Origin of the sequence: Staphylococcus felis, from assembly GCF_003012915.1 — a bacterium.
GTDB classification, from domain to species: domain Bacteria; phylum Bacillota; class Bacilli; order Staphylococcales; family Staphylococcaceae; genus Staphylococcus; species Staphylococcus felis.
On the sequence record NZ_CP027770.1, the window covers coordinates 1918513 to 1933773 of the forward strand.

Annotated in this window: 14 protein-coding genes; 1 reads left to right on the plus strand and 13 read right to left on the minus strand. The window is 34.5% G+C overall.

Annotation, left to right across the window (positions count from 1 at the left end):
- Nucleotides 1-2: 2 nt before the first annotated feature.
- The 11 genes from aroB to cmk form a co-directional block, all read right to left on the minus strand.
- Nucleotides 3-1076, minus strand: a complete 1074-nt coding sequence (gene aroB / locus C7J90_RS08940; protein WP_103208930.1) for a 3-dehydroquinate synthase — start codon at nucleotides 1074-1076, stop codon at nucleotides 3-5.
- Between the two features lie 14 nt (nucleotides 1077-1090).
- On the minus strand, nucleotides 1091-2257 hold the full coding sequence (gene aroC, locus C7J90_RS08945) for a chorismate synthase (protein ID WP_103208999.1): 1167 nt from the start codon (nucleotides 2255-2257) through the stop codon (nucleotides 1091-1093).
- Between the two features lie 601 nt (nucleotides 2258-2858).
- Nucleotides 2859-3308, minus strand: a complete 450-nt coding sequence (ndk, locus tag C7J90_RS08950; protein WP_103208928.1) for a nucleoside-diphosphate kinase — start codon at nucleotides 3306-3308, stop codon at nucleotides 2859-2861.
- A 75-nt stretch (nucleotides 3309-3383) separates the two neighbouring features.
- The gene (locus C7J90_RS08955; protein WP_103208927.1) at nucleotides 3384-4340 is read right to left on the minus strand and encodes a polyprenyl synthetase family protein; all 957 of its coding nucleotides are present in this window, start codon (nucleotides 4338-4340) and stop codon (nucleotides 3384-3386) included.
- Nucleotides 4341-4359: 19 nt separating this feature from the next.
- Nucleotides 4360-5073 (minus strand): demethylmenaquinone methyltransferase, encoded by a 714-nt coding sequence (locus C7J90_RS08960; RefSeq protein ID WP_103208925.1) that lies wholly within the window; start codon nucleotides 5071-5073, stop codon nucleotides 4360-4362.
- On the minus strand, nucleotides 5070-5651 hold the full coding sequence (locus C7J90_RS08965; RefSeq protein WP_103208923.1) for a heptaprenyl diphosphate synthase component 1: 582 nt from the start codon (nucleotides 5649-5651) through the stop codon (nucleotides 5070-5072). Before C7J90_RS08965 ends, C7J90_RS08960 begins: the two co-directional genes overlap by 4 nt.
- Nucleotides 5652-5855: 204 nt before the next feature.
- A complete protein-coding gene (locus tag C7J90_RS08970; protein WP_103208922.1) occupies nucleotides 5856-6128 on the minus strand; it encodes an HU family DNA-binding protein in 273 nt (90 codons plus the stop codon).
- Nucleotides 6129-6300: 172 nt separating this feature from the next.
- Nucleotides 6301-7299 (minus strand): NAD(P)H-dependent glycerol-3-phosphate dehydrogenase, encoded by a 999-nt coding sequence (locus C7J90_RS08975; RefSeq protein WP_103208920.1) that lies wholly within the window; start codon nucleotides 7297-7299, stop codon nucleotides 6301-6303.
- Nucleotides 7300-7316: 17 nt separating this feature from the next.
- Complete coding sequence (der, locus tag C7J90_RS08980) at nucleotides 7317-8627, minus strand: ribosome biogenesis GTPase Der (protein ID WP_103208918.1); 1311 nt, start codon at nucleotides 8625-8627, stop codon at nucleotides 7317-7319.
- Nucleotides 8628-8957: 330 nt separating this feature from the next.
- The gene (gene rpsA / locus C7J90_RS08985) at nucleotides 8958-10139 is read right to left on the minus strand and encodes a 30S ribosomal protein S1 (protein ID WP_103208916.1); all 1182 of its coding nucleotides are present in this window, start codon (nucleotides 10137-10139) and stop codon (nucleotides 8958-8960) included.
- A gap of 87 nt (nucleotides 10140-10226) precedes the next feature.
- Complete coding sequence (gene cmk / locus C7J90_RS08990) at nucleotides 10227-10889, minus strand: (d)CMP kinase (RefSeq protein WP_103208915.1); 663 nt, start codon at nucleotides 10887-10889, stop codon at nucleotides 10227-10229.
- A 76-nt stretch (nucleotides 10890-10965) separates the two neighbouring features.
- Between cmk and C7J90_RS08995 the strand changes: the two genes are divergently transcribed.
- Nucleotides 10966-11934: an asparaginase gene (locus C7J90_RS08995; RefSeq protein WP_103208913.1), complete on the plus strand. Its 969-nt coding sequence runs from the start codon at nucleotides 10966-10968 to the stop codon at nucleotides 11932-11934.
- Between the two features lie 478 nt (nucleotides 11935-12412).
- Here C7J90_RS08995 and ypdA read toward each other — a convergent pair whose 3' ends face one another.
- Both ypdA and C7J90_RS09005 read right to left on the minus strand, forming a co-directional pair.
- Complete coding sequence (ypdA, locus tag C7J90_RS09000) at nucleotides 12413-13399, minus strand: bacillithiol disulfide reductase YpdA (RefSeq protein WP_103208912.1); 987 nt, start codon at nucleotides 13397-13399, stop codon at nucleotides 12413-12415.
- Between the two features lie 616 nt (nucleotides 13400-14015).
- Nucleotides 14016-15236 carry a LysM peptidoglycan-binding domain-containing protein gene (locus C7J90_RS09005; RefSeq protein WP_103208910.1) on the minus strand — a complete coding sequence of 407 codons (1221 nt, stop codon included), beginning with the start codon at nucleotides 15234-15236 and terminating at the stop codon, nucleotides 14016-14018.
- Nucleotides 15237-15261 lie beyond the last annotated feature (25 nt).

Here is a 15261-nt window from a genome sequence, read left to right on the forward strand (position 1 = left end):
AATTATGACGCCTCCTCTCCTAAACTTTTTAGTATTTGAAATGCTTGTTTTAAAATGGCTTGATTAACTGTACAAACTGTAGGAGAACCAAGCTCAGTTAATAAAACCATGCGAATACCATCTGAATTATTCTTTTTATCTTGAAGCATTAATGTATATAACGGTTCGAATGAAAATTGATGAATGTATTCAACTGGATAACTCATAGATACACAATATTGATAGTAGTGATGAATATCAAATTGAGTGTCATGTATTAAGTTAGTAACTATAAATTGATAAAGTATACCAATCATTACCGCATGTCCATGTGGAAGTTTATGTTGATATTCAATGGCGTGTCCAAAAGTGTGGCCTAAGTTAAGGTATTGTCTCTGGCCTTTTTCGAGCTCATCTTTAAGTACTATTTCGAGCTTTGTCTGTATCCCTTGAAATATAAAAGATTCAATATGACTTAACGACAGTAAAGAATTAAGGCTGTTATAGTGCCTTTCAATATCCAATGTTGCTTTTTCGCCTTTAAGTAATGCATGCTTGTATAGCTCTGCATAGCCACTTAAAATTTCACTTTTAGGTAATGTATTTAAAAATTCTAAATCATATAAAACTGCGCTTGGTCGATGAAATGCGCCAATTAAATTTTTACCTTGAGAAGCATTAATGCCTACTTTGCCCCCGATACTTGAATCATGCGCCAAAATAGTAGTTGGCATTTGGATTAAATCAACACCTCTTAATAAAGTAGATGCTAAAAATCCTACGAAATCACCGGTTGCCCCCCCGCCAATGGAAACGAGACAAGTTTGGCGAGTGGGTTGAAAGCTCAGAAGTTTTTCCATAACTGTACTATAATGTTGGATGTTTTTTAACTTCTCTCCAGAAGTTAAAAGTATTAAATGCGATTGAGTGGATTGAACGATATGATCAATTTTTGTTTTCCAATAATGGTAAACTTCTTCATCAGCAAGAATAAAAACGTGCTGATAGTGCTCGAGAAACGCATTAAGTTTAGTACTTGCATTTTTTTCAATTATGATTGGATAATTGCGATTTGGGTATGTTGTTACGAATTGCATCGTCTCACCTACTGTTAAAATGTTATATTAAGTTGTCTACGCGTTTCAATTTGTGTCTGTAATCTTGAGAAATCATTTGATTCAAATTCTTCTATAAGTGCACGTGCAATTTCGAATGATACTGCATGTTCACAAACAATACTTGCAGCAGGTACTGCACAGCTATCAGAACGCTCAATAGACGCTTTGAATGATTCTTTACTTAAAATATCAACAGACTCTAATGGTTTATATAACGTAGGGATAGGTTTCATTACACCATTTACAATGATTGGCATACCATTTGACATACCGCCTTCTAAACCGCCAAGGTGATTTGATGCTCTTGTGTATCCGTCAGATTCATTGTATAAAATAGGATCTTGTACTTGACTACCGGGTTTTTCTGCCATTTTAAATCCATCCCCAAAACTTACGCCCTTAAAAGCGTTAATACTTGTAACACTTTGTGCAATACGTCCATCTAATTTTTTATCATAATGAACATAACTCCCTATACCGATTGGCATATTATCAATAATCACTTGGACAACACCACCAATTGAGTCTCCCTCTTTTTTAGCTTGATCAATTACATCATGAACAACGGGAACTAAAGAGGCATCAATCATGCGTACATCATTTTGATCGGCGTGATCATAGATAGTTTGAATGTCATAATTATTTTCATCTTTAATATTGCCGATAGAAACTACGCGACTTAAAACTTGAATGTCTAGTTGCTGCAAGAGTTGCTTACATACAGCGCCTACTGCTACTCTTGCAGCAGTTTCACGCGCAGAGGAACGTTCAAGGACATTTCGCAAGTCTTTATGATTATACTTCATCCCTCCAATTAGATCGGCATGACCAGGTCTCGGTTTTGTAATGACACGCTTCATACTAGATTTTTCTTCATCGCTAATTGGAGAAGCGCCCATAATATTACGCCAATGGGTAAAATCATCATTTTTAATTACAATCGTCACGGGACTACCTAAAGTAACTCCATGTCGTACACCGGAAACGATTTCCACTGTGTCTTTCTCTATTTGCATACGACGACCACGTCCATATCCCCCTTGACGCTTAAACATTTCTTGATTTAACTGGGCGATATCTATTTTCATATTCGCAGGCAAGCCTTCAATAATTACTGTAAGTTGAGGTCCATGTGACTCTCCGGCCGTTAAAAATCTCATGACGTTATAACACGCTCCTTATTCTATGGAATAGTACTAATAAGAATAACACATATTCTCATCCATTTTGCATAAATAATATGATTAATATCATATCATACTTTAAACATCAAATTAACAGAAAAATATAAAAATTTTTACGCTTTTATGTATTAAAGAAATTGGGATTAAAAAGGTTCTATAGTAAATCGGACTGGTGTATAAATAATTTCATTTATTTGATTGTTCCATAAAGCCTCGCTTTTCTAGGTGCCTCACCTCAACTCATTTTAAGATTGAACTTACCCAATCTTAAAATGGATTTTCGGTTACGGCAAGATGCCTAAGAAGTCTCGGCTTAGGAATCAATCAAATGTACTATATTTATTCCCACTCCTAAGTTATAAAGTATGTTTTACCAACTCAATTTTACTGATTTATGTTGTATTAAAAGAGGCATTAATGTTCAAAACTTTATGATCATACAACGAAAAAGGCGTTAAGCAATCCATTATTGCATAACGCCTTAATTTAATGCGACCAGTCCAATTTGACTGAGAGCCATTAAAAAAAGATAAGAATTGACATGAAAAGTCAGCTCTTATCTTTAAAAGGTGTGAATCTATTCATATAACCAAGTTTCATCTGGTGCTTGGTATGTATTTATTTCGTCTTCTTTAAACCATAATGCAATTTCACGTTTAGCTGATTCAACTGAATCCGAGCCATGAACAACATTACGACCCACAGTTAAACCTAAATCGCCTCTTATTGAACCTGGAGTCGCTTCAGATGGATTTGTCGAACCGATGATGTGTCTTGAAACAGCTACAGCATCGTCCCCTTCAATAACCATTGCAAAAACAGGCGCAGAAGTTATAAATGAAATAAGTGAACTGTAAAAAGGTCTTTCTTTATGCTCAGCATAATGTTCTTCAGCTAATGGAGTTGGAACAGTCATAAGTTTTGCCCCAACTAGCTTTAACCCTTTTTGTTCAATACGTTGGATAATATTTCCGATTAGTTTACGTTGTACTGCATCTGGTTTTATCATAACAAAAGTTTTTTCCATTTCTGTTTGCCCCTTTACTGATGTATCCACTATTATCCTATCATTAAGTTGAAGCGCTTTCAATAAATATCTTGATTATCGCATTCGAGTTTGTAACTTTTTAATTAATTTTTTAAATAACGGTTTAACATCATCATTGTTAATTGAATCTAACAGCACTTCAGCTTTATGTAGATAACGCTGACTAATATCTAAAGAATCTTGAATGACAGGTGATTGACGAATTTGATTAATGCATTCATCAAATTGTGCTTCAGAGGCATGTGGATGTAACTTTTCAATTTTGTCCGCAAAACTTGGTATTCTTTTCATTTCTAACAATACAGGAAGTGTCATATGCCCATTACGCAAGTCACTTCCGACAGGCTTACCTAATTTCTTTTCAGTGCTTGTAAAATCTAAAACATCATCAACAATTTGAAAACTCATTCCAATATTATGACCAATCATTTTCATTTTTTGAATAGTTTTTTCATCAGCGTTTGATGTCATTGCACCTACTTGGGTAGCAAGTTGAATTAACAGAGCGGTTTTACGATTAATTCTTCTTAAATAGTTAGTAATGGATTGCTTTGTTCTAAATTGATCTTGAAATTGAAAAAGTTCTCCTCGACATACTTCTAATATAGCTGAAGACAAAACTTGATGAATCCGATAGTCTTTAATATTTGAAAGGTGTTCAACAGCTTTTGCAAGCAAGAAGTTACCAGTTAAAATTGCAGTGGGTTTATCCCATTTTTTCTCAATAGTTGGATTACCACGTCGTTTATCACTATAGTCAATGACATCATCATGAACAAGTGTGGCCATATGAATAAGTTCTAATGCAGCAGCAACATCATATGCAGCAATATTCCCTTTGTCTTGACCAATGTGACTACTTAAAATAACAAATAACGGTCTGACACGTTTTCCACCAGAAGATAGAAGGTGATGGGAAGCTATCTCAAGTGTGGGATCATTACTCTGAATCAACTGTTTTAAGATATTTTCAATTTTTTTAATTTCTTGATTCACGTTTATTTTCGACATGGAATTCTCACCTTTGTTATTAAATCGATTTAGGTTTATAAGCTAAGTGCATCGCTGCAACACCACCTGTAAAACTACGTATTTTGACATTTTGAAAGTTTTCTGATTCAAATATACGCTTTAATGTTTTTCGATCTGGAAAATCAAAAGCTGATTGTTGTAACCATTCGTATTCTTCTTTAGACTTTGCAAAAAACTTTCCAAAAAGTGGCATAACAAATTTGAAGTACACTTTATAGATTTGTTTGAAAATAGGAAATGTAGGCTGACTTGTTTCAAGACATACAACCATTCCACCAGGTTTTAATACACGGAACATTTCAGAAAGTGCTTTTGAATAATCTGGAATATTGCGCAAACCGAAACCAATAGTGACATAGTCAAAAGTGTTGTCTTTAAAGGGTAAGTCCATCGCGTCTCCTTGCACAAGACGAATATTGCTTATGTTTTCAGTTTTTTCTTCTGCAACTTTTAACATATTTTCACTAAAATCGACACCTGTGACTTCACCAGTATGACCGACAGCTTTACTCAAAGCAATAGTCCAATCACCCGTACCGCAACAAACGTCTAAAGCAATAGATCCAGGTTTAACGTCCATGGATTTCATGACCTTTTTACGCCATACTTTGTGTTGTTCGAAGCTAATAATGTTATTAAGACTATCGTATTTATTAGAGATATTTTGAAATACCTTATATACTTGCTCTTTATTTGCTTTATTTGTCATTATATTTTCGTCTCCATTAAAAATTGTTTGTTTTGTAAAATATCAATAATTGCCCTAATTTCGTCTTCCGTATGATGAACTAAATATGTAAGGTGCTCCACTTTGAGTTGATTCATGATTTGTTCGTATATATGTGATACATCTTGATTTAGGTTAAATATATCATTAAGTGTGCCAATAACCATTGTTTCTATTTTGAAAATCGTGTGATAAAGTTCATAATCTGATAAATCATTTTTTGAATGTTGAATATGAGACTTTAATTCATTAATTTTAATAATAGTTTGACTCATACGCATATGAAATGTGATATCTTCAAGTTCTGATAATAATTGATAATAATGCGCGCTTAATAAATCACCAATTAATATAGCATCACGGTCATAGTTGTAGTAACTAATGCGATCTAAATGTTTCATAGCTGTATCAATCGACAAGCAAGCAGTTTTTGCTGTTTCGGGAATGTTCAACTTATCTAAAATAAGACTAAACTCATAATTGATTATTAAATTATTAGGTTGTGGAAGTTGCGCTAAAATGATATTGATTTGATTTTCAAGCGTTTTAAAAGAACTATTCATATGCTACACCTCAAATTTTAATCACTCTCTATATTAACATTATCATGTAAAAATTGAAATCTGAATTATTTAAGATGTGTGTAAAGTTGATTGGGTATCAGATGGTATGTGTTTATCGTTAAATTGCTTATATGGCGTAATATATTGGTTTAGTTTGTTTCTAAAAAAGAAAAAAGCCCTAAATAGGGCTTTTTAATAAGACAATTACTTAACCGCGTCTTTTAATGCTTTACCTGCTTTGAATGCAGGGACTTTACTTGCTGGAATGTCGATTTCTTTTCCAGTTTGAGGGTTACGTCCTTTACGTGCAGCACGTTCACGTACCTCGAAGTTACCAAAGCCGATTAATTGTACTTTTTCACCTTTAGCTAATGATTTTTGAATTGATTCAAAAACAGCATCAACAGCTTGTCCAGCTTCTTTTTTAGTTAAATCAGCTTGTTCAGCTACTGCGTTGATTAAGTCAGTTTTGTTCATTTCAATTCACCTCCTCAAAGGTTATGTATAATGATATGCATTTATCATTATGGTATGACTTTAACACATGGTTATCATATACTGCAACGATTTATATATTAAAAACGTTGATTTATTGGGATTTTTATAAAAAAATCAGTTTTATTCTAGAAAATCCTTTAAATTGATACCTTTATTCAGATTTTTTAGTGCGTCCCATTAAGCATTTTACTTCTTCGGCTACAGGTTTATTTTCAAATAATACACGATAAAGTGCTTCTGTAATAGGCATTTCCACATTTACTTTTTTTGATAAATTATATACTGATTGGGTTGTGTTTACACCTTCAGCTACCATATTCATTTCATCTAAAATATCTTGTAATGTTTTCCCTTTCCCTAATTGATAGCCTAATGTAAAGTTACGAGAATGCGTCGAGGTACAAGTTACGATAAGGTCCCCAATTCCACCTAATCCTTGGAATGTAAGCGGATCAGCACCGAGTTTGACACCTAATCTCGTTATTTCGGCTAAACCACGTGTGATAAGTGCTGCTTTTGCATTATCGCCATATCCAAGGCCTACTAATACGCCACTTGCAATAGCGATAATATTTTTTAGTGCGCCACCTAATTCGACGCCGACTAAATCATCATTTGTGTATACACGTAAGTAGTCGGTCATAAATAAATCTTGTATAAGTTGACGCAGTTCCTTATTACTTGATGAAGCAGCTACAGTCGTTGGTTGTTTTAAAACAACTTCTTCTGCATGACTAGGTCCTGATAAAACGCCAATACCGGCATTATTATTAGGGCTAATACATTCAGCTAAAATTTCGGATACACGTTTGAAGGTTTCGTTTTCGATACCTTTTGCAACATGTATAAAGTATTTTTGAGTTGTTAATAGTGAATCAATTTGCTGTGTGACTTCGCGTATAGCTTTAGTTGGTAGAGCTATAAGATAAATATCAGAATGTTGAACAGCTGTTTCAAGTTGATTTGTTGCAGCAATTTTTGTGTTTAGTGTAACATCAGGTAAATACGAATGATTCGTGTGCTTTTCATTAATTTCATTGACTGTATTTAATGTTTTACCCCACATTAAAGTATTGTGGCCATTGTCAGCTAAAACATTTGCTAACGCTGTGCCAAAACTCCCAGTTCCAAATACAGTTACGTTAGTCATAACTACCCCTCCATATGTTAATTACGTTTACGAGCAATAATGTGAATAGGCGTACCTTCAAAACCAAATGCATTTCGAATTTGATTTTCAATATAACGTTTATAAGAAAAGTGTAACAATTCTACTTCATTGACAAAGACCACAAATGTCGGTGGTTCAATTGCCACTTGTGTAGCATAATATACTTTGAGTCTACGTCCTTTATCTGTTGGTGTTGGATTCATAGCAATAGCATCGGTGATGACTTCGTTAAGGGTTGAACTTTGAACGCGCTTTTTATGATTTTCACTCGCCTCATTAATATAAGGGAATAATGTTTTTAAACGTGTTCTTTCTTTAGCAGAAACAAACGCAATTTGAGCGTAATCTAAGAATTGAAAATTTTGACGAACATCATCGATAAATTTCTTCATCGTATGACTATCCTTATCTATTGTATCCCATTTATTGACTACTATAACGATAGCTTTACCTTCTTCGTGAGCATAACCTGCGACGCGTTTGTCTTGTTCGATAATACCTTCTTCTGCATCCAATACAATTAATACAACATTAGAACGTTCAATTGCTTTTAATGCGCGTAAAACTGAATATTTTTCAGTTGATTCATAGACTTTTCCTTTTTTACGCATACCAGCTGTATCGATTAATACATAATCTTGTCCATCATACGAATATTCGGTATCAATTGCATCGCGAGTTGTCCCTGCAATATTTGAAACAATAACACGTTCTTCGCCTAGGATTGCATTAATTAAGCTTGATTTTCCAACATTCGGGCGTCCTATAAGTGATAAGCGTATTGTATCATCGTCATAAGGATCAGGCTCATCTACCTTGAAGTGTTTGGCAACTTCTTCTAATAAATCACCTAACCCAAGGCCATGTGAACCTGATAGTGGAAATGGTTCACCAAAGCCCAAAGCATAAAAGTCATAAATATCATTTCTCATATCAGGGTTATCAACTTTATTAACAGCCAAGACGACTGGTTTATTAGATTTATACAGTAATTGTGCGACTAATTCATCATTTTGAGTAATGCCTTCTCGAACATTTACCATAAAAATGATGACATCCGCTTCATCGATTGCAATTTCAGCTTGGGCACGAATTTGCGTTTGGAATGGCGCATCTCCAATTTCGATGCCTCCAGTATCAATTATATTAAATTCATGTGTCAACCACTCGCCACTCGAATAAATTCGATCTCTCGTTATTCCAGGCGTATCTTCAACTATCGATACACGTTCACCGACGATACGATTAAAAATTGTAGACTTTCCTACGTTCGGACGGCCTACAATTGCAACTACAGGTTTCGTCATAAAAGTTCTTCCTCTCTATCAATATCATTCTCGCTCTAGCGCATCATCTGAACGCATAGAAGCACTGATTCATTTAAATTTAATTTCATTATATCATGAGCTAGTTTATAATTAAAAAGAATGTCAAGAATATCCATTATCTTCCAAATCATCTCAACTCTTTGATTGCGACAATTCATTATATGCTTTATATCATAGACTGTAAAGTTTGTATGGGTTATGAGCTCTGAAGGGCATACTAAAAGGCTTGAAATTTGAAAGGATTATCCAAAATTTCAAGCCTGTGCGAATACGTATTTACTTTTTATAGTTATTGACGAATCAATTTGTTTAAAAGTTCAAGTTTTTGAATTTATCTCCAAAGACATCACCAAGTGTTGGATTGTTGTCTTCCTCATTTGAAGGATTAGTATATTTTTGAGTTGTTTCTTCGTTAGCTTCGTTTGTTTCTTCTTTAGGTAACGCCGCTTTAATTGATAAAGAAATTCGTTCTGCTTCACTATCAATTGATAAGATTTTAACTTGAACAGTTTGGCCTACTTCTAGTTTTTCGCTAGGCGTTCCAATATGTTCATGGCTAATTTCAGAAATATGAACTAAACCTTGCAAGCCAGCCCCAATTTCAACGAAAGCACCAAAGTTAGTTAGACGCATCACTTTTCCTTCGACAATGTCGCCGTCGTTAAAGTTTTCTTTAATTGTTTCAAATGGGCTTGGTAAAGTATCCTTAATTGATAAAGATACTCGTTCAGAATCCTGTTCAACAGAACGTACTTTAACTTGAACAGTATCGCCAATACTAACTACTTCTTCTGGAGATTTTACGTGTTCGTGTGACAGTTCTGAAACGTGTACCAAACCATCAACACCACCAAGATCGATAAAAGCACCAAAATTTGTTAAACGTGCTACTTTACCTTCGATAACATCTCCAGCTTTAATAGAGCGCAACAACGCTTCTTTTTTCTTCGCATTTTCAGCAGCTTCTACAGCCTTTCTGCTCAGAATGACGCGGTTGTTTTCAGGGTCAAGCTCTTCCACTTTTAACTCAAGTGTTTTGCCTTCATAATCAGAAAAGTCCTCGATATAATCAGTTGAAATGAGTGATGCTGGAATAAATCCTCTTTGTCCAACGTCTACTACTAATCCACCTTTTACGACTTCAGTTACTTTAGCTTCAATTGTTTCATCATTGTCTAGTTTTTGTTGTAAATATTCGTATGATTTTTCTTCTTCTAATTGGCGTTTTGAAAGAATATAACTACCTGTTTCATTCTCTTCATCAACTTCAATCTTAGTCACATACGCCCCGATTTCATCGCCAACTTTAACTACTTCATTAACATCTTCAATGTGATGTGTTGAGAGTTGGCTTATAGGGATAATACCATTGTATTTCCCACCATTCACATGAACAACAACATGTTTTTCTTCAATTTGTTGAACTTCACCAGTTATTTTGTCGCCTTCTTTAATGTCGTTAATCATTGATTCATTGAATTCTTCAGTCATCATGAATGCCTCCTTATACTACTACATAATAATAACATCTTATAAACGCGTTGAATTGTCAAGAAATTTAGACTAGTTAGAATAAATTTAACAATACGGCTTTGTTAAATCGATTATCTTTTCTGTCACGTCATCAATAGAAAGTCCAGTTGTATCAATTTCGATAGCATCCTGTGCTTTTTTAAGTGGAGATATTTCTCTATTCATATCATATTCATCTCGTTTAGAAATATCTTTCTTGAGTTGTTCTAGAGTAGACTCAATCCCTCTTAATTCGTTGTCTTTAAGTCTTCTTTGAGCTCTCTCTTCTACCGAAGCAATCATGTATACTTTCACTTCAGCATCAGGAAGTACAGTAGTTCCGATATCACGACCATCCATGACAATCCCTTTTTCCTTAGCGAGTTGCTTTTGAGCGTCCACTAAAAATGAACGAACTTCTTCGATAGAGGCAACGTATGAAACATGTTCAGTCACATCATTTTCTCTCAAAAAATCTGTTACGTCAGAATCATTGATAAAGACACGTTGCCCTTTTTTTTCATCGTAACCTAATTTTAAATTAATTTGGCTAATTAAATCTTTGAAGTTTGTAAAGTTTTGTTTTTGATTAAGATAATAAAATGTAATTGCACGGTACATTGCCCCTGTATCTACATAAATCATTCCTAATTTTGAAGCTACACGTTTGGCAATCGTGCTCTTTCCAGCGGCTGCTGGGCCATCTAATGCGATATTTATAGCTGTCATTCTTTACCTTCCTTATTGTTGTTTGTTTATTATTATCTTATCATAATAAGTAAACAAATATCGAGGAGGAGATAGAGTGAAAAAGTTATTAGTGATACATACGGGAGGAACGATAAGTATGTCTGAAGATGAGTCTAATACTGTTAGTACTAATTCCACTAACCCTATTGCGACACACCAAGATATTATTAAGAAGTATGCTTTGATTGATGAGGTAATGCCATTTAATGTTCCCTCCCCGCATATCACCATCAATCATGTTAAAACATTAAAGTCAGTAATTGAAAATCAGCAAAACTCAAAGCATTATGATGGATTTATTATCACTCATGGTACTGATACATTAGAAGAAACAGCATTTTTACTTGATTTAACACTTTCAACGACTAAACCAGTCATTTTAACAGGTGCAATGCGTTCTTCAAATGAAATCGGATCAGATGGCCTTTATAATTTTATATCTGCAATTCGTGTCGCGATAACTGACGAAGCTAATCATAAAGGTGTTATGGTTGTTTTTAATGATGAAATTCATACAGCAAGAAATGTGACTAAAACACATACTTCAAATACAAATACATTCCAAAGTCCTAATCATGGGCCATTGGGTATCATTACAAAATTTGGGATTCAATTTCATCACCAACCTAACCCTCATCGACATCTTCAAAATATCAACCCAGAGTTAAATATAGCGCTAGTTAAAGCGCATATGGGTATGGAAAGTGAAATACTCGAATATTACGCCGAAAAAGAAATTGATGGCTTAATAGTTGAAGCATTAGGACAAGGCAATATCCCTCCTGCTGCACTCAAAGGATTGAATGCATGTCTCAAGAAAAAAATACCGATTGTAGTGGTATCTCGTTCGTTTAATGGCATAGTTAGTCCTGTTTATGCATATGATGGTGGCGGAAATGATTTATACCAAAAAGGTGTTATTTTTTCGAATGGGTTAAATGGGCCTAAAGCGAGATTAAAATTACTTGTTGCATTAAGTAACCAATTTCATAAAGAGGATTTGGCGCGTTATTTTTATGAATAAGTATGCATGAGGGAAGGTCTTAAAATTATTGGCAAGCGTATTACGTATAAATGTATTACATATTCAGAAAATTTTTGTGAAATTGATATAAAAAAGATTGAAATAAAGCATACTTTTAATAAGTGGCTCTCGGTCAAATTGGACTGGTCGCATTAAATTAAGGCGTTATGCAATAATGGATTGCTTAACGCCTTTTTCGTTGTGTGATTATAAAGTCTTGAACATTAATGCCTCTTTTAATACAACATAAATCAGTAAAATTGAGTTGGCAAAACATACTTTATAACTTAGGGGTGTGAATAAATATAGCACATTTGATTGATTCCTAAGCCGAGACTTCTGAGGCGCCTAGAAAAACGAGGCTTTATGGAACAATCAAATAAATGAAATTATTTATACACCAGTCCGATTTACTATAGAGCCTAATAAGTTAACTTTATTTCAATCAATTAGAGTTGAATCATCGACTAATGAGTCACTATGATTCTAGAGGGCTTTGCTTTTTAGATATGATATCTTGGGCAATGTGAATACCATGAAATTTTCCATTTTCAATAAAAATGGTATTCGCATCGTTACCTGCTGCGATTACACCTGCAATATAGCAGTTTTCTATATTAGTTTCAAAAGTTTCATTGTTATAAACAGGAGCAGTGCCAAATTCATTCGTATGAATATCGATACCAATGGTTTTGAGAAATTCATAGTCAGGATGGTAACCTATCATCGCAAAGACATAATCATTAGCAATCGTTTTCTCTTTGCCGTTTGTTTCAAAAGTGACACTATCTTCTGTAATTTGCGTCACTAAGCTATTAAAATGCATTTTGACGTTTCCTCGTCTTATTAAGGAATCAAAGTTAGGTAAAATCCAGGGCTTAACTGATGGAGAATATGTGTCACCACGATATATCACAGTCACTCGAGCACCTGCTTTCTCTAGCTCTATTGCAGCATCTACTGCAGAGTTTTTCCCACCAATAATTACAACATCTTGATCAAAATATGGGTGTGCCTCTTTAAAGTAATGCATAACTTTAGGAAGTGTCGCGCCTTCTATATCTAGCGAATTATGCTGTCCGTAATACCCAGTCGCAACAGTCAAAAAGCGACATTGATAGACATCTTTTGTTGTTGTAATAGTAAAATGATCATCAATTTTTCTAACGGTTAATACCTCTTCATATGCATTTACTTTTAGCTGATGATGTTTAACAACTTCGCGATAATACACAAGCGCTTGATTTCGTTTTGGTTTGAGTTCTTCTACTATAAACGGTACGTCACCGATACCTAACTTATCACTTGATGAGAAAAACGTTTGGTGAGTAGGGTAATTGTAAATGGCGTTTACAATGTTCCCTTTCTCGATTATGAGTGTTTCAATCCCCTTTTTCTTTTGTTCAATCGCAGCGCTTAAGCCACATGGGCCAGCGCCAATAATAATACTTTCAACAGTTTTCATAACGTATACTGTTACTAAGATAAGGTTTTTAGGACTTTATTATTACATGTGAGATTTTTAATAAGTGATTGAGGGTTGTTTTATAAATATTCTACATGTCCTAAAATACAAAGTATCTACCTTTGTGCTACATTAGTTAACAGTTTTGCCTCCTAATTTTTCATACTAGCACTGTATATCATAAGACATCTTGTCTTTTCATCTGTGAATATTATAACAACTTTTGTTAAGGAACTAAATGAAAAAATTTTTATCTGTAGTGAATTGAGGTGTTCAAATACATCGTAGTATTATAGCTATGGTTTTGTAGATGGCATCTTCTTATGCTAGCACAAGAAAAATAAGCTGGGACCTCGATCCCAAAATAAACAGCGCTAAGATGATTTTTAATCAAAAAGCGTCTTAGCGTATAACTGGACAGCCTCAGGAGTCTCGTCATCAATACTTCATTTATGGATGTCATCTTTCATTATTATATTTTAAAAAAGACACTTTCGTACCATCTAATTAAAGGAAAAACTTCGAGAGTTTTCGTAAATTCTTACGAAACCCTTGAAGTTTTTCGATTACTGAGATATTTATGTCCTAGCCCCTAATGAGGTTTGATGACTATATATTATGGGATGACAAGTTGCTGACCGTTACTTATATTATTTCCATTTAAACCATTGGCACGTCTTATTTTTTCGACGTTTTCAGGTGTACCGCTACCATAATATTGTATTGCGATACGGTATAAGTTTTCTTGGCCACTTACTGTATGTGTCTGATTACCAACGTTTTGGTTTTGTTGAGCATTTGGGTCATAGGGGTTGTTTTGTTGGTATTGATTAGCTTGCTGATCATTATTCAGAGATTGTTGTACATTGTTAGTATTATTGGGGTCATTGTTATCAGATTGAGTATTAGTTGAACCATTCTCTGAGTCTTTTGATGAATCATCACGATTTGAAGAAGACTTGTCTTCTTTTGAATTGTTGTCTTCTTTGTCTGCTGCTGAAGATTTATCGTTGTCGCTAGCTTGTTGTGATTGACTATCTTCTTTTTGAGCAACTTGTTGATTGTTAGTGTCGTTATGATCTTGGTTAAAAAGATAAATGCCACCAAATATTGCTAGAGTACCCAAAAGTAAAATTGCAGCTATAATGGGTAATATGCGAGAGAAAAAAACGCCTCCGGATCCATTTGCGACACTTTCTTTTGGTTCGTCTTCTTTTGCTGTTGAAGCGGCACCAGTTGTCGCTGCTTTATCACCTTTAGCTTCAGTTGCTTTATCGTTTTGTGATTTTGTCGATTCATGAGCGGCACTTCCTGTTGCAGTCCCAGCTGAAGTGGCAGCTAACGCTTTTTTTGAACTTTTGTGATTTTGTTGAGTTGCTTGATTTTCATCTTTTTGAGACTTTTCTCTTTCATCTTTCTTTTTTGATGTAGTAGATGCTGAAGAGGTAGTAGCCGCGCCAACAGTGCCGGCTAATCCTGCTTTGTCTTTATTCTTTTTCGGTTTGTCTTCTTGCTTTTTATTTTTGGGTATATCTTCAGAAGCCGTCTTATCTTTCTTTTTATTCACCACACCGCCAGCAGCACCTGGTCTTTTAGATGACTTGTGAGATTCTTTTTTTAAATCATCTGATGGTTTTGAAGGTGCTGCTTCACCTTCTTGATTATCACGTTTTCGATGACGTCTAGATGCACTTCGTGGTGGGAATTGTTGTTGCTCCCTATCAAAACGCTGTTGTTCTTCGTCGGACTTATTTTGTGTTGACCGTGGTGTATCGCTTTTTGGTTTAATTTCTTGACGGCTCTTTTCAAATTCGTCTTTAAAATTGTCTTTTGACAAAGTTTACCACCCTTTCTATATAAAC

What these genes read in the sequence shown, in the direction of transcription:
- C7J90_RS08970 (WP_103208922.1), bottom strand. Translation starts at nt 6,128, where the DNA reads ATGAACAAAACTGACTTAATCAACGCAGTAGCTGAACAAGCTGATTTA.
- aroB (WP_103208930.1), bottom strand. Translation starts at nt 1,076, where the DNA reads ATGCAATTCGTAACAACATACCCAAATCGCAATTATCCAATCATAATT.
- ypdA (WP_103208912.1), bottom strand. Translation starts at nt 13,399, where the DNA reads ATGAAAACTGTTGAAAGTATTATTATTGGCGCTGGCCCATGTGGCTTA.
- ndk (WP_103208928.1), bottom strand. Translation starts at nt 3,308, where the DNA reads ATGGAAAAAACTTTTGTTATGATAAAACCAGATGCAGTACAACGTAAA.
- C7J90_RS08955 (WP_103208927.1), bottom strand. Translation starts at nt 4,340, where the DNA reads ATGTCGAAAATAAACGTGAATCAAGAAATTAAAAAAATTGAAAATATC.
- rpsA (WP_103208916.1), bottom strand. Translation starts at nt 10,139, where the DNA reads ATGACTGAAGAATTCAATGAATCAATGATTAACGACATTAAAGAAGGC.
- cmk (WP_103208915.1), bottom strand. Translation starts at nt 10,889, where the DNA reads ATGACAGCTATAAATATCGCATTAGATGGCCCAGCAGCCGCTGGAAAG.
- C7J90_RS08965 (WP_103208923.1), bottom strand. Translation starts at nt 5,651, where the DNA reads ATGAATAGTTCTTTTAAAACGCTTGAAAATCAAATCAATATCATTTTA.
- aroC (WP_103208999.1), bottom strand. Translation starts at nt 2,257, where the DNA reads ATGAGATTTTTAACGGCCGGAGAGTCACATGGACCTCAACTTACAGTA.
- der (WP_103208918.1), bottom strand. Translation starts at nt 8,627, where the DNA reads ATGACGAAACCTGTAGTTGCAATTGTAGGCCGTCCGAACGTAGGAAAG.
- C7J90_RS08975 (WP_103208920.1), bottom strand. Translation starts at nt 7,299, where the DNA reads ATGACTAACGTAACTGTATTTGGAACTGGGAGTTTTGGCACAGCGTTA.